This window comes from Bacillus sp. AFS031507, from assembly GCF_002584635.1.
GTDB lineage: Bacteria > Bacillota > Bacilli > Bacillales > Cytobacillaceae > Neobacillus.
Genome location: NZ_NUOW01000002.1, coordinates 39,671 through 53,662 on the forward strand (window position 1 = coordinate 39,671; position 13,992 = coordinate 53,662).

Genomic DNA, 13,992 nt, shown 5'->3' on the forward strand with positions numbered 1-13,992 from the left:
TACTTTTATGAAAAAATGCATAACCTCCTCAGGTTTGCATAAAATTGACGGAATCGACAAAAAAAACCAGTGGATTCTTCTCGTAGAATCCACTGCTTCCTTAAAAAATAATTCGATTATGCTTCCTCAGCTTTAAATTGCGGTGGTGCTATTCTGAATGCTTTCGTTAGAAAAATTAAGTAAGTAAATCCAACAGCAAACCAAATAACTCCCATAATCAAGGAACTAACCTCAAGATTAATCCAAAGTATCCCAACCGCCCCCGCACCAATTAAAGGCATTATAACGTAATCAAAAAAACCTTTAGGTGTCCTGTGCATTTTTTGACGAACAGCAAAGTGATTAATTACAGAAAGATTAACAAACGTAAAGGCCATTAAAGCACCGAAATTAATTAAAGAAGTTGCTGTAACTAGGTCAAAGAACCAGGCCGACAAGGAGATTACTCCAACAAATAACACATTAAATGCAGGTGTTCGCCATTTTGGATGAACGTATCCAAACCATTTTTCTGGGAATACCTTGTCACGCCCCATAACATACAAGAGTCGTGAAACACTAGCATGTGAAGCAAGCGCGGAAGCTAGTGTATTGACAAAGGTTGTACACAGGAAAATCGATTGAAACAGCTTTCCACCAACATATAGTGCAATTTCTGGAAGTGCAGCGTCAGGTTCTTTGAACCTAGATATGTCTGGAAAAAAGGATTGAATAAAAAACGATGTGGTAATAAAAATAACCCCGCCCCAAAAAGCTGTAAGCATAATCGCTTTTGGAATTGTCTTTTCCGGATTAGGCGTTTCTTCAGCTAGCGTCGTAACAGCATCAAAACCAAGGAACGAAAAGCAAAGAATCGTTGCACCAGTAATGAGAACCGGCATGTTCATACCTTCAACAAAGAACGGTTGTAAACTAAAAACAGTACCTGTTCCCTCACCTGCGTTTAATCCTTTAACAATTAACTGATTTTAATTTTATCGGTTTTGACTTAGTAGAGGTGTTGCCTCCCTATGATCCAACTCAAATTACTTCCTTACTTGCTGCTACCATCATTCATGAATTTGCCAGCCTCGTAGCACTTAAAATTAATAAAGATTCATTAATTCTTAGTTCAACCAACAATAATGCCTTGTAAAAGCAAAAAACAGTGGGTTCCATTTTTAGGAATCCACTGCTTTTGTGTAAACAATTATTTTTTGGGAAAGCTAGTTTTAATAATTACTTCGCGAAACGATGGTTTCCGATCGTAACCGTTACTTCACGTGAAAAGACCCACTTACTTACTGCTGTTTTTGGATTATAGAAGAATAATGACCCTTTGCCTTGCCCTCTGAAAGCAAGTGCTTCATTTACAGCTCTTTTCGAAGCAGCATCAGCCGCTTGGTTAATCGTACCATTTTTGACAGGCGTGAATGCATAATAGCCATTAGACTTCTGATATACTACTCCATTAACGGTGTTCGGGAAATCAGGGCTGGCTACACGGTTAAGAACAACCGTTGCTACTGCTACTTTACCAGCATACGGCTCACCTACTGCCTCAGCACGGACTAGTCTAGCAATCAAGTCTTTTTCTGCTGCTGTAATAGCAGAGTTCGGGATTACTAGATTTGTTCCTGCATATAAAAGACTGCCAGTTTTATTGTTTGCTTTTAATAGACTATTAACAGGTACACCGTACTTCGCTGCAATTTTCCAATAGGTTTCACCCGATTGTACTTTATGCGTGGTTGTTGCCGCTTCTGTTGTTCCATTTAACGTAAAGGCTGACATTGAAAAGATTAGGCCGGTAGCAATTATTAGCTTTTTAAGTTTATTCATATTAATACCTCCAATTTTTGTGTGCGCTTCTCTACTATTAAGGCTAACAGGTGTAACATTCCAATTCATTAACCAAAAAGTGGTAAGGCATTTTTGACTAAGACAGCGCCCACCATGAAGGTATTTCTCTATCAAATGGAATAATCTTCTATTTTTTAATACTTTCCACTAAATGGACTTGATGGATATGATAGGATTTATTATTACAATCTGTTTCAGGCATGTAACATTCATAAAAGGGGATAATGTCCGATTTAACATCGGTTATTCACCAAATTGACATTATATCCCTTGAATTCATACAGGATTTCACACCTAACTTTGGTAATAATATAAGAGAGGTTAATAAAAGGAGGCTATTTTATATGGAAAATCAGTTAGTCAGCATACTTAACAAACAAATTGCAAACTGGTCTGTCTTGTATACGAAGTTACATAACTATCATTGGTATGTAAAAGGTGGACAATTTTTCACATTACATGTCAAATTTGAAGAGTTTTATAATGAAGCGGGCCTGCATGTTGACGAATTAGCCGAACGATTGCTAGCAATCGGTGGAAAACCGGCAGCTACGATGAAAGAGTACTTAGAAATTTCATCTATTAAGGAAGCAACAGGTAATGAAACTGCTGATGAAATGGTTGAATCAGTCATCAATGACTTCTCTATTATCATTGGCGAACTTAAAGAAGGCATGAGCTTTGCGGATGAGAAGAACGATGAAACCACAGGAGACATGCTGCTTGCGATTCATTCGGGCCTTGAGAAGCATGTATGGATGCTAACTGCATTCTTAGGCAGATCCATTTAATTTTCATATGAGAAGCAAACAGTCCAACATTTTGTTGGACTGTTTTGTTATTTATAATAATTATTAAAAAGAATTGACTTTTATTTAGAAATTATACTATTATTAAATTAAAGATACTTACAAATTGGAGGTTTCCTAAATGTCAACACCTGAAATTATCGTTTATAGCAGCACCGGCTGCCCATATTGTGAAAAAGTAAAAACATTCCTAAAAGATCAAGGCTTTGCATATGAAGAGCGAAATGCTTCCATACATAAGGAATATTTTGATCAATTAAAGGAACGGAAAATTTATGGAACTCCAGCAACACTCATTAATGGAAAGCTGGTCCTTGGCTTTCAAGAGAAAAAATTTAATAAACTGCTTGGATTATCCGAAGACTCAGCTCCCGCGGTAAGCAATTCAAAACCAGAAACCAGCGAAGAAAGTGCAGATACTATTTTCCAACAAGTTAATGAAAAAATTCTTGAAGACGTATATGATTTTGTCACCATCGGCGGTGGACCCGCAGGTGCTTCTGCTGCTGTTTATGCTGCACGTGGGAAATTAAAAACACTTGTCATTGATAAAGCTCCAAAAGCAGGCACCCTAGCAATTACTCATAAAATTGCGAACTACCCAGGTGTGCGCGAAGAAGTTACAGGGCTTGAACTGTTAACAAGAATGCAAGCACAAGCAAAGGATTTTGGCGCGGACTTCATTCGTTCCACCGTTCTATCGGTTGATTTTTCAGATGAAATCAAAAAAATCGAATTAGCCGAAGGTACCATCAAAGCTAAAAGTGTCTTCATTGGCGTTGGTGCAAAAGCTCCTTCTGGCAAGATTAAAGGCGAAGAGGAATTTACTGGACGGGGTGTAAGCTATTGTTCAACCTGCGATGCCGCCTTTTATCAAGACCGAGTTGTCGCGGTTGTTGGTGACAATGATGAAGCGATCCACGAGGCCGAAACATTGGCCAAGTATTGTAAAACAGTGAAATTGTTAATTCCAACTGAACTAAAAGGGGACGTGGATCTTTCTCAATTAGAAAATAACTCAAAAGTTGAAATTTATAAACGTCACCGTGTAAGAGAAATTATTGGGACTGATAGTGTTGAGAAAATTGTCGTCCTTACTGATAAAAAGGAGGAACAGGTATGGGATGTCGATGGAATATTCTTATACCTCGGCGGGATGATGCCAGGAACCGACTTCTTAAAAGGTGCAGTTATGCGCGATGAAGAAGGCTATGTGATCGTAGATGAGTACCTGCGCACCAATATTGACGGCGTCTTTGCGGGCGGTGACGCTAGAAGAACACCAATTAAACAAGCAGTTATTTCAGCAGCTGATGGGGCGATTGCGGCTTTAAGTGCCGAGCAGCATGTCAATAAACGCACGAAACTTCGACCGCAATATAGTTAATCGTTCAAAAAAAAGACGGCGGCTGCCGTCTTTTTTTACCTGATATAATTAGACTAGAATTGTTTCTTTAACAACTCCATTGATAACATAAGAAGGTGCTTCGCCGTTTAATACCTTAACAATGTTTCCCGCTGCCATATTCGCCATGGCATCTCGTGCTTCAAAGGTAGCATTACCGATGTGTGGAGTTAATACAACGTTTTTCAGATTTTTCAATCCCTCACTAATTTCAGGTTCAAATTCAAATACGTCAATCCCTGCTCCTTCAATCTGTTTCTCTTCTAACGCTTTTATAAGTGCGGCTTCATCAACGATGGGTCCTCGTGCACAGTTAATTAAATAAGCTGTTGATTTCATCATTTCAAATTGTCTTGTGCTAAACATGTGTTTCATGGTTGGATTATAGGAACAATTTATGGTAATGAAATCAGATTCAGCAACTAATTCTTCAAAAGATACATATGTCGCGTTTAGTGCATTCTCAACTTGAGGACTTTTTCGACTTGGACTCGTATATAGAGCCTTCATGTCAAAAGCAGCGGCTCTTTTCGCAACAGCTTGGCCAATTTGACCAAATCCGACAATCCCGATTGTTTTTCCAGATACTTCACGACCGCGAAAATAAAGAGGAGCCCATCCATTGAAGCCAACAGTACGGCATACTTCATCTCCTTCAACCACTCTTCTTGCTGATGCTAATAAAAGGGAAAACGTTAGGTCTGCGGTAGCAGCTGTCGATGCTATTGGTGTATTGGTGGTTGGTATTCCTTTGGAAGCTGCATAATCAAAATCAATATTATTATATCCGGCTCCATAGTTCGCAATAATTTTTAAATGGGGTGCTTGGTCAATTACTTCCTTCGTTACAGTGGTAGATAATAAACTTAGAAGGGCATCCTTATCTTTGATGCGCTCTTTTAATTCTGCTTCAGTAATCAATTTCTCTCCTGTAAATACTTCAACTAAGTGATCCTTCGATAATAGTTCTAACCCCTTTTGGGGAATCTCACCTGCTACTAAAATTTTTGCCATTGCCTTACACCTCTTCAGATATATGATGTTATGTTCCATGAATGCAAATAACTGTAATTAATTATACTATAATAATATAAAGGAAAATATTAATTTTATTACAAGTGTATGTAAAAATAGGCCTGACTCTAAGATATACGCTTAGTGCCAGCCCTTTATTGGACACAAATCTTTTGAACTTACCTACTTTCAAAACTGCAATAAAAAAGCCCATAAACATAAAAAACGTTTTTCGAAACCTCTTGTTGAATAGTAAGCGTATCATCTCACGCATCCTTGTCCTCACCTTTAATTGACCACTCCACGGGACAAGCCTGCGTGGTTTTCTTCCAAACTTACAACTTATTCTTTTTCCCCATCGTCTTCGATGTCTGTCTCTGTTTTTTCAAAAATTTCTTTGGCAATTTTCTCGAACCTTTTCGACTTGTTAAAAAAGAAATTAGCAAACTTGTTCATAATCTCTGATTTCACTAAAATTACTGTTCCCTTTCGTGCATCACCAAAAACAACAAACTAATCTCCAGACTTAATCCCTAATTCCTCTCTTGCTTCCGATGGGATTACTAATTGTCCTCTTTCTCCCATACTCGTCGTTCCAAAAATCTTTCCATGATTCATCATCATCACTCACCTCTCCTCTGTCGGATAAATCATACTATTCATACCGACAATACCCTTCACAGATTATACATATGTCGATTTTATGACCTCTTGAAGTATGAATTTCATTCCTTTTTCTAATAGTCAACGTTTGTCCGTTTCACTAGCAATGCTTAATGCATACATTGTTATTAAACAACTAAGGGAGGTGATTTCTATGGGACATGGCGGAAGTAACAGCTTCGCGTTAATTGTTGTGTTGTTTATTTTATTAATCATTGTTGGAGCATCTTTTATGTTCTAATTTAGTAGACACTTTAGAGGCTCTAAAGCAGAAAGAGCGGGAAACCATTGGTTTCACCGCTCTTTTTTATGGAAGTAAGGATCTACTTTTTGCTGCGAGCTAAAATAATTAAGCTTACAGTAATAATCGTAAAAGCAATCAATGCCAACAACGGAATGGTAATAAAGCCAAGCCAGTTAATATAATCCTTTGAGCAAGGCACTCCGCTAGTACACATTTCAAACTGTTGTAAATAGGGGATTTTTTGTAATAACGTATGGTATCCTGCGATCAGCATCCCGATAATTGACAATGGCAGCGCATATCTAAATATTCCTTTATCATTCCGGTAGACGGCAACCCCTAAGATGATTGCCAGCGGGTACATAAAGATCCTTTGGTACCAGCAAAGTGTACAAGGAATGAAATGCATAACCTCACTAAAATATAAACTGCCAAGTGTAGCTATGATGGCAGCAATCCAGGAGAGAAGTAAGGATTTATTCATACTATTCACCTTTTGCGGCTTTCGCTACCATTTCTTTTAAGTCATCAATCGTTTGTCCCTCGAACTTTTCTCCATTAACAAATATAGTTGGGGTTCCAGTAACACCTAGTTTTTCAGTGTAATCCATATCCTTGTCCCAAGCCTTATCAGACTTCTTGTCCTGAAAGTTTTTCACAACCTTATCGACGTCACGATCGCTAGCTACTTCCTTCAATGTATCAACTAGGAAGTCTTCAGTAAAAAGATCCACTTTTTCATATTTGGTATCTTCAGGCTGCTTTTCGAATAATAGGTCATGGAATTTCCAAAACGTTTCATTACCTAGCTCTTGAAAAACTGATTCAGCAAACTTAGCTGAACGGGTAGAGTCCACATTGATGAACGAATCATTCATGAAATAAAATTTCGCCTTTCCAGTATCAACCAATTCCTGTTGGATGATTGGTACCACATTCTTGTCAAAATTTTTACAATTAGGGCATTTATAATCGCCAAATTCTATAATCGAGACGGGTGCTGATTTCTCTCCAAGGAATGGCTGATTGCTATAATCAATTTCAGTTCCTTTTGTTTCTTCTTGTTTTTTTGAATGATTTCCTAAGAAAATGAAAGCCAAAATGAAAACCGCTACCAATCCGACGACCCAAAAGGTGAATGTAGTTGACGATGATTTTGCTTGATTTTTCTTATTGTTATTGTTTTTTGCCATGATAATCTCCTTTATATATTAAGGTAAGAATAGAACTTTTAATTCTAGATAGTATAAATATCACTTATCCTATTGAATAATGCAAATAAAAGGATTTTCTTTTATGTAATAAGTAAAAAAGAGAACTGCACTATCTTAAGTACAGTTCTCTTTATCTGACTATTTATCCCACTTCTAAAGATTTATGCTGTGATTGATGCAGCTTCCAATAGTAACTCTTGCGACTCATTAATTCTTTATGGGATCCATCCTCTATGATTCTACCTTTATCAATAACAAGAATACGGGTTGCATTTTGAATAGTAGAAAGACGATGAGCAATAATAAAGGATGTTCTGCCCGCCAGTAAAGTCTCAAGTCCCTTTTGTAATGCAAGCTCGGTTTCCGTGTCAATCGATGAGGTAGCCTCATCGAGGATTAGTATTTTCGGATTGGCTAACAGTGCACGGGCAAAGGAGATCAGCTGTCTTTGCCCAGTCGAAAGTCTTGTACCTCTTTCGTTGACCTCTGTTTGATATCCATCTGACAACCCGCTAATAAAAGGATGAGCCTGCACCGCTTTCGCCGCTTCAATCACTTCTTCGTCCGTAGCATCAAGCCGTCCATAACGGATATTATCCATTATCGTACCAGAAAAAATAAACGGGTCTTGAAGCATGACACCCATTTGCTTCCTAAGGGATGGGATGGTAACCGAGTTAATATCAACACCATCGATTTCAATTTGCCCTCTGCTCACTTCGTAAAAACGGCTAAGCAAACTGACGATCGTTGTCTTCCCCGATCCTGTTGCTCCGACAAGAGCAATGGTTTCACCAGGATTTACGCTGAAATTAATGTTATTAAGGATGTTTCCCCCTTCATCATATCCAAAAATAACATCTTGAAACTCCACTTTTCCTTTGATTAAAGGAAGTTCTCCAGCATTGGGGCAATTTTTTACTGTCGGTTGTTCATCCATCATTTCAAAAATTCTTTCCAAATATGCGGTCGCATTAATGATTGCATTGTAAAAATTCCCGATATTCGCAATTGGTGCCCAAAACATCCCTATATACCCAACAAAAGCAACTAAAGCCCCAACTGTTACACCATCACCAATAAGAGATATACCGACAACATATATTAAAGACGTCGTGAGGACTGATATATTTTCAATCGAAGGCCAAAGCAAGAATTGAATTCGTACCGCCTTCATCCACGAGCTTCGATAGCTTTCAGATACTTTACTAAAAATGCGTTTATTTTCTTCTTCCCTCGTAAATGCTTGGGTCACTTTGATGCCGTTGATACTTTCATGAATATATGCATTCATATTGGATTGCTTGTTACTTAAATTTTGCCATGCTTTCCGCTGGGCATTTTTAATAAGCAGGATGACCGCAGCAAGAATTGGGAAACCAAGCATTGCCATAAGAGTTAACTTTACGTCAATGGCTAACATAAAACCTAGAATAACGAAAAGGCTGAAAAGGTCCGTAATCAAGTTAATTAAGCCATTCGATAATAAATCACTTAAGGAGTTTACATAGTTGACCACTCTCACTAAAATCTTCCCATGCGGCCTGCTGTCATAAAATGAGAATGATAGCCTTTGTAAATGTGTAAACAAGTCTTTTCTAATCTGGAGAATGACACTCTGGCCAATCTGAGACATCATTCTAATCTTATATTTCATACAAATCCCGGTAATAACGAGGGCGATTAAGTAAATTCCGGCAAGAACCCATAAACCTCCAACATCTTTGCTAGGAATCTCCTCATCAATAGCTTTTTTAATCAAATAGGGCCCGATTAAGTTTGCGCCACTGGCAATTAACATGATAAAAACAGTAAAAAGTATTTTTTTTCTGTAGGGTTTTAAATAAACCAACATCCGCTTAAGATGAATAAAACTGAATGGTGATTCCAACTCTTCATCGACATCATATTTATTGCGCGCCATTGAGATAGATCACATCCTCACCATCGTGCTGACCATCAAAATTCCCATTTTGGTTTCTAAACACTTTATAGTAATATCCTTTTTTTGCAAGCAGCTCTTTATGCTTTCCTCTTTCAATAATCGTGCCATTTTCCATGACCAGAATTAAATCTGCCTCTTTTACTGAAGAAATCCGATGGGCAATAATAAAACAGGTTTTCTCCTTTAACATCGACTTTAATGTTCGTTGGATTCTCAGTTCCGTTTCCATATCAACAGCTGATGTTGTATCGTCTAGGATAAGAATGGATGGATTTTTTAGAATCGCCCGTGCTAGAGCAATCCTTTGACGTTGACCTCCTGAAAGACCTACTCCTCGTTCTCCAATAATGGTATCGTAACCATCTGGAAGCTTGGAAATAAAATCGTGGGCCTCTGCCATTTTGGCCGCAGATTGAACTACTTCAAAGGATGCCTCTGGATTCCCATACGCAATATTTCCTTCAATGGTATCCGAAAAAAGAAATATATCCTGCATAACCATGGCCATACTATCTCTCAATTTATGAATATCCCAATCCTTTACATTGAGTCCATCCAACCTTATCCCCCCGCTGGTCACATCATAAAATCTGCTGAGAAGATTTACTAATGTTGATTTACCTGCACCAGTTGGTCCGATAATGCCCACCGTTTGTCCCGGCAGGACTTTAAAGCAGATATCCTTCAAAACAGGTTCGTCACCATAACTAAAGGAAACATTATTGAAATCCACTACCCCCTTGAAGTGTTTCACATTGAAGCTTTTTACTTCATTGGTTATCTCAGGTCTTGTATTTAACAAATCTTCTACTTTTTCAGCTGAAGCAATAAACCTTTGAACATCATTGATTAACCATCCAGCCATACGCATCGGATTATTTAATGCCCAAATTAAAGAATTAAACGTGACTAATTCACCCAATGAAAGAGAACGATTAATTACCATACTGCCTCCAACTAAGATCATCACAACTGTTAATACTCCTGCTAATGAATCGAGCACTGGTAAATACTTTTCCCAAACTCTTGCGGAGGCAAGATTCTTTTCCTTGAATGCCTCATTTTCTCCTGAAAACTTCTCAATTTCGTAGTCTTCCTTTGCAAAAGCCTTTACCACTCGATTTCCGCTAATGTTTTCCTGCACGACTGAATTTAACCTTGCAAATTGTCCTCTGATTGCAGAAAAAGTGGGTTTGACAGTAAAGGATAAACAAGCAGCAAAATAACCAATAAGTGGTGTCACCACAAGCATAGCTAAAGCTAACGGGGGATGGATATAGAACATAAACCCAATAGCAAAAATTAAAATGGTAAGATTTTCAAAGATCATATAAATAACCCAGGAGGTAAAATGCCTAACTGCTTCCAGATCACCGGTCATCCGAGCCATAATATCTCCTGTTTTTGTGCGATCAAAAAAACTAAAATCTAATTGGTGAAGCCGATCATACAACTGATCTCTAATTTTGAATATAACACTTTGTGAAACCCGTTCGAAGATTAGTTGATAATTATATCGTATAACCGTTTTGACCACGGTTATCCCAATCATGGCCCCCAAAACAGGCCATAACAAACCATCTTGATGACCATAGATAACCTTATCGACAATTTTTCCTGCAAAATATGGATTCAGCATATTTAATACAGAAACCAGTAAGGCCAGAAAAAGGCCGCTAAATAATCTGATCCTAAAGCTCCTTATATACCCCCACAACCAACTTATGCTTCGCATGATCTACTTCCTCCTTCCCAATCTGCATTAAACATAAATACATATTATTATCGTTACTTCTCTTATATGTATGGACAAAAGAATAATAGGCCGATTGTAGGTGTAGAAGTTTCAATCCAAATTATCGTGTAATATTCTTTAAAATTAAAAATGGAATATCTAAAAAAGATACTCCATTTTTAAAACTGCTCTAGTCATAGTTGTTATTTTCATTTACATATTTCCCATTCTTTTTTCGATACTCACGTGGAGATAACCCCGTATACCTTTTAAATTGTTTGTTGAAGGCACTTAATGACTGAAATCCGCTTGCAAAGGCGAGATCGATCATACTTTTATTCGTAGAACGAAGTAAATCACTTGCACTTTGTATCCGCAATCGGTTGAGAAACTCATTAGGAGTCAGTCCTGTCAACAGACGGAACTCTTTAAAAAACATCGTTCTCCCCAACCCTACCTGCCACGACAGTTTTTCGATATCTAAAGGCTCGTGGTAATGATCAAGCATGTATCCCACGGCTTCAACTATTTCAGAAGGTGGTAACTTAAGGTTATTCGTAGAAGAGGTTTCTTTAACAAATTGATTCACCTGTAACAAAATATCAATAAAATACATGAATTGATGAGTCGTCCAAGTATCTGTCATTTGCTCCTGAGCTTCCATCGCTAAAGTCGCAGCCTTTCTTATTGCTTTTGCGTAAATCGTGTGAGCAGGTATTAAAGGCTGTAAACCTTGCGCAGTATAGAAGGGCTTAAGCAACTGATTTCCATCTGGAATTTTATGTACAGCAGAGGGTGTGAACAGAACTAGAATACATTCAAACGGTTTATCAGGCTTAGAAAAACTCCAATGCGGCTCAAAAGGACGGCACAGGAACACATCTCCTGGCCAGCCGAGGTAGGTATGATCATTGAACCTATATTCCAGCTCGTTTTTAAGCACAATTCCAATTTCTAAACAATCATGAACATGCAAATCATGCTCTTCATCTGAGCCCCAGACTCGGCAAAATGCAAACGATCGCTGCAAATGTAAATGTTCTACGTACATTTTTTCACCCCTAATCTATTTTATCAAATTTTCCATTGTACAAAATGATGAGTTTTAATCTTATTTTGAGGAGAATCTAATTTTTTGAATGTGGTAGAGTTTAACTATTATTGATAACAGAGGTGAGAATTTTGAGACTATATATAATTGGTGCGGGCGTTATCGGCCGTACACATGCAGAAGCAGCTAGTAAACTTTCAGAACCGATTAAATTGAGAGTGGCCGATACGAATCCTAATGCACTAGCTGCTTTTTGTAATCAGTTCCCTGATGCCATTGGTTTTAATGATATTGGAGAAATGCTCAATTTTGAAACAGCAAAAGAGGATGATATCGTAATCGTCAGTACCCCCCCATTGGCACATTTAGATCCAACAAAGTTGGCACTCGAGTCTGGTCGTCATGTCCTATGCGAGAAACCTCTTGCTATGAATTTGTCACAAGCCGAAGAGATGGTTCAGCTCGCGGAAAAGCATCATCGGTTATTAGGATGCTGCAGCGTCCGTTTTAAAGGTATGCTGCACATGGAAGCAGTCAAAGAAGTCATTCGCTCTGGCCGTCTTGGGGACATTTATCATGTTACCTTTGTAAACAAATGGGAACGAAGTCGTTCCGGGATTGAGTATCAACCTGCCAGCCGCTGGTTCCTTGATTCAACCCAAAGCGGCGGAGGTGTCCTAATGGATTGGGGGCCTTACGACTTTGCCACGTTGAACGACATACTTAATCCGAATGTAATAGAAGTAAATTCTGCTTGGATGGCTAAACCGATTACAGAAATTGACCCCACCGATACACCATTTGATGTTGAAACACATGTTGGGGCATCCATGACGTACATCTGCGATAACCATCCGGTCCATGTTCATTACGAACGTGCTTCATGTGCTCACGGTGAGGAGTACGTAAAGGCGGAAATCGAAGGGACACTAGGCTCAGTTAGATGGACTCCCTTTGATTCACGCCAGCCTGTCTTTAGACGATACGATAAGCAGGGACAAATTGTTGAAGAGCAGGTTGAAACTGGTCCACGGAGTGAGTTCACCATTTTTGATAACCCTCTTGTTCACTTTTATCGGAAAGTAAGAGGAATCGAATCACATGCAAACGTCAATCAACAAGTTTTAAATAACTTTCACTGCCTAACATCTCTATATATTGCCGCGAAAATGAGTGAAAAACAAACGATCGACCTCGTTCAGAAGGGGGTAATTATTTGAACATTCAAGGATTTTCCTCAAACATGTATGGCTGGGCTGAGCGTTGGAAAAGAGACGGCAAAAAACCTGAATGGGAGGAACTATTCCGGGCCTGCGCAGAAGCTGGTCTAGATGCTGTCGAGATCGATGCGGATACAGAAAAACTTAAAATAGCACGTTCCTATGGATTGGCCGTCTCAGCCTCCTATATTGGTCTCCCTTTACATGTTCCATTCAACGATCTTGAAGTGGAGCAATCTGTGCTGCCATTTGCTGAACGGTTAGCCGCAGCTGAAGGTTCTGATTTGCTGTTAAATGCTGATCCAATCAATTGGAAACATGTCATTGCCAAGTCGGAGGATCAGTTTAAGCAGCAAGGAGAAAACTTATCTCGTATTTCTGAACTTGTTGCCCCAATGGGGTTAAAGGTTTGCTTGCATAATCACGCCGCTGACAACCACCATGCCTTAGGAGACCTGCGATCGGTCATCCAATATGCAGATCATTCTGTAGGACTTTGCGTTGATACCAGTTGGGCCCATGTATCTGGGTGCAATCCGATTGAGTGGGTTAATACCTATCCTGATCGAATTCACGCCTTTCATTTACGTAACCAACATGGGAACGTGCCATCCGAAGACCTGCTTGAAGGAGATATTGATTTCTCCGCCCTTATGGCATCAGCCGCGTCAATTAACTATAACGGCTGGCTGGCCCTCGAACTATGGCATCCTGAAAGTATTCAGCCTTGTCGGACGATGGGTGAGGATGTTCAACGATCAATAAACTATTTACGGAGTTTTCTTTCTTAAATTAAAGGCATGAATCCATTTAGATGGATTCATGCCTTTAGTGTCGAGAAACCCATATC

13 protein-coding genes and 2 pseudogenes are annotated in these 13,992 nt (G+C 38.8%); 6 read left to right on the forward strand and 9 right to left on the reverse strand.

Annotation, left to right across the window (positions count from 1 at the left end):
- Nucleotides 1–116: 116 nt before the first annotated feature.
- A pseudogene (locus COE25_RS02150) lies at nucleotides 117–962 on the reverse strand (APC family permease); the annotation flags it as partial.
- On the opposite strand from COE25_RS02150, the pseudogene COE25_RS02155 reads away from it, so the two are divergent.
- Nucleotides 959–1,135: pseudogene (locus COE25_RS02155) on the forward strand (arginase family protein); the annotation flags it as partial. The pseudogenes COE25_RS02150 and COE25_RS02155 sit on opposite strands and share 4 nt — an antisense overlap.
- Before the next feature lie 83 nt (nucleotides 1,136–1,218).
- Here COE25_RS02155 and COE25_RS02160 read toward each other — a convergent pair.
- The gene (locus COE25_RS02160) at nucleotides 1,219–1,821 is read right to left on the reverse strand and encodes a cell wall hydrolase (protein ID WP_098930637.1); all 603 of its coding nucleotides are present in this window, start codon (nucleotides 1,819–1,821) and stop codon (nucleotides 1,219–1,221) included.
- Between the two features lie 365 nt (nucleotides 1,822–2,186).
- Between COE25_RS02160 and COE25_RS02165 the strand changes: the two genes are divergently transcribed.
- Both COE25_RS02165 and COE25_RS02170 read left to right on the forward strand, forming a co-directional pair.
- Nucleotides 2,187–2,633 (forward strand): Dps family protein, encoded by a 447-nt coding sequence (locus COE25_RS02165; protein ID WP_098930639.1) that lies wholly within the window; start codon nucleotides 2,187–2,189, stop codon nucleotides 2,631–2,633.
- Between the two features lie 139 nt (nucleotides 2,634–2,772).
- Complete coding sequence (locus COE25_RS02170; protein ID WP_098930641.1) at nucleotides 2,773–4,038, forward strand: FAD-dependent oxidoreductase; 1,266 nt, start codon at nucleotides 2,773–2,775, stop codon at nucleotides 4,036–4,038.
- Nucleotides 4,039–4,086: 48 nt separating this feature from the next.
- Here COE25_RS02170 and COE25_RS02175 read toward each other — a convergent pair whose 3' ends face one another.
- Nucleotides 4,087–5,070 carry a 2-hydroxyacid dehydrogenase family protein gene (locus COE25_RS02175; protein ID WP_098930643.1) on the reverse strand — a complete coding sequence of 328 codons (984 nt, stop codon included), beginning with the start codon at nucleotides 5,068–5,070 and terminating at the stop codon, nucleotides 4,087–4,089.
- A gap of 513 nt (nucleotides 5,071–5,583) precedes the next feature.
- Nucleotides 5,584–5,694 carry an AbrB/MazE/SpoVT family DNA-binding domain-containing protein gene (locus COE25_RS31345; RefSeq protein WP_256942468.1) on the reverse strand — a complete coding sequence of 37 codons (111 nt, stop codon included), beginning with the start codon at nucleotides 5,692–5,694 and terminating at the stop codon, nucleotides 5,584–5,586.
- A gap of 193 nt (nucleotides 5,695–5,887) precedes the next feature.
- On the opposite strand from COE25_RS31345, the gene COE25_RS31350 reads away from it, so the two are divergent.
- Nucleotides 5,888–5,974 carry a YjcZ family sporulation protein gene (locus COE25_RS31350; protein WP_142292244.1) on the forward strand — a complete coding sequence of 29 codons (87 nt, stop codon included), beginning with the start codon at nucleotides 5,888–5,890 and terminating at the stop codon, nucleotides 5,972–5,974.
- A gap of 82 nt (nucleotides 5,975–6,056) precedes the next feature.
- Here COE25_RS31350 and COE25_RS02195 read toward each other — a convergent pair whose 3' ends face one another.
- The 5 genes from COE25_RS02195 to COE25_RS02215 form a co-directional block, all read right to left on the reverse strand.
- Nucleotides 6,057–6,461, reverse strand: a complete 405-nt coding sequence (locus tag COE25_RS02195) for a disulfide oxidoreductase (RefSeq protein WP_088089384.1) — start codon at nucleotides 6,459–6,461, stop codon at nucleotides 6,057–6,059.
- Between the two features lies 1 nt (nucleotide 6,462).
- Nucleotides 6,463–7,170, reverse strand: a complete 708-nt coding sequence (locus COE25_RS02200; protein ID WP_098930645.1) for a DsbA family protein — start codon at nucleotides 7,168–7,170, stop codon at nucleotides 6,463–6,465.
- Nucleotides 7,171–7,333: 163 nt separating this feature from the next.
- Nucleotides 7,334–9,115, reverse strand: a complete 1,782-nt coding sequence (locus tag COE25_RS02205) for an ABC transporter ATP-binding protein (protein ID WP_098930647.1) — start codon at nucleotides 9,113–9,115, stop codon at nucleotides 7,334–7,336.
- Nucleotides 9,102–10,871, reverse strand: coding sequence for an ABC transporter ATP-binding protein (locus tag COE25_RS02210; RefSeq protein WP_098930649.1), 1,770 nt, complete (start codon nucleotides 10,869–10,871; stop codon nucleotides 9,102–9,104). The genes COE25_RS02205 and COE25_RS02210 overlap by 14 nt, the downstream gene beginning before the upstream one ends.
- Before the next feature lie 190 nt (nucleotides 10,872–11,061).
- Nucleotides 11,062–11,922: an AraC family transcriptional regulator gene (locus COE25_RS02215; RefSeq protein WP_098930652.1), complete on the reverse strand. Its 861-nt coding sequence runs from the start codon at nucleotides 11,920–11,922 to the stop codon at nucleotides 11,062–11,064.
- A gap of 131 nt (nucleotides 11,923–12,053) precedes the next feature.
- Here COE25_RS02215 and COE25_RS02220 point away from each other — a divergent pair, with 131 nt between their 5' ends.
- Together COE25_RS02220 and COE25_RS02225 are read left to right on the forward strand one after the other, a co-directional pair.
- Complete coding sequence (locus COE25_RS02220) at nucleotides 12,054–13,142, forward strand: Gfo/Idh/MocA family protein (protein WP_180247399.1); 1,089 nt, start codon at nucleotides 12,054–12,056, stop codon at nucleotides 13,140–13,142.
- Nucleotides 13,139–13,933 carry a sugar phosphate isomerase/epimerase family protein gene (locus COE25_RS02225; protein ID WP_098930656.1) on the forward strand — a complete coding sequence of 265 codons (795 nt, stop codon included), beginning with the start codon at nucleotides 13,139–13,141 and terminating at the stop codon, nucleotides 13,931–13,933. The genes COE25_RS02220 and COE25_RS02225 overlap by 4 nt, the downstream gene beginning before the upstream one ends.
- The last annotated feature ends 59 nt before the right edge of the window (nucleotides 13,934–13,992 follow it).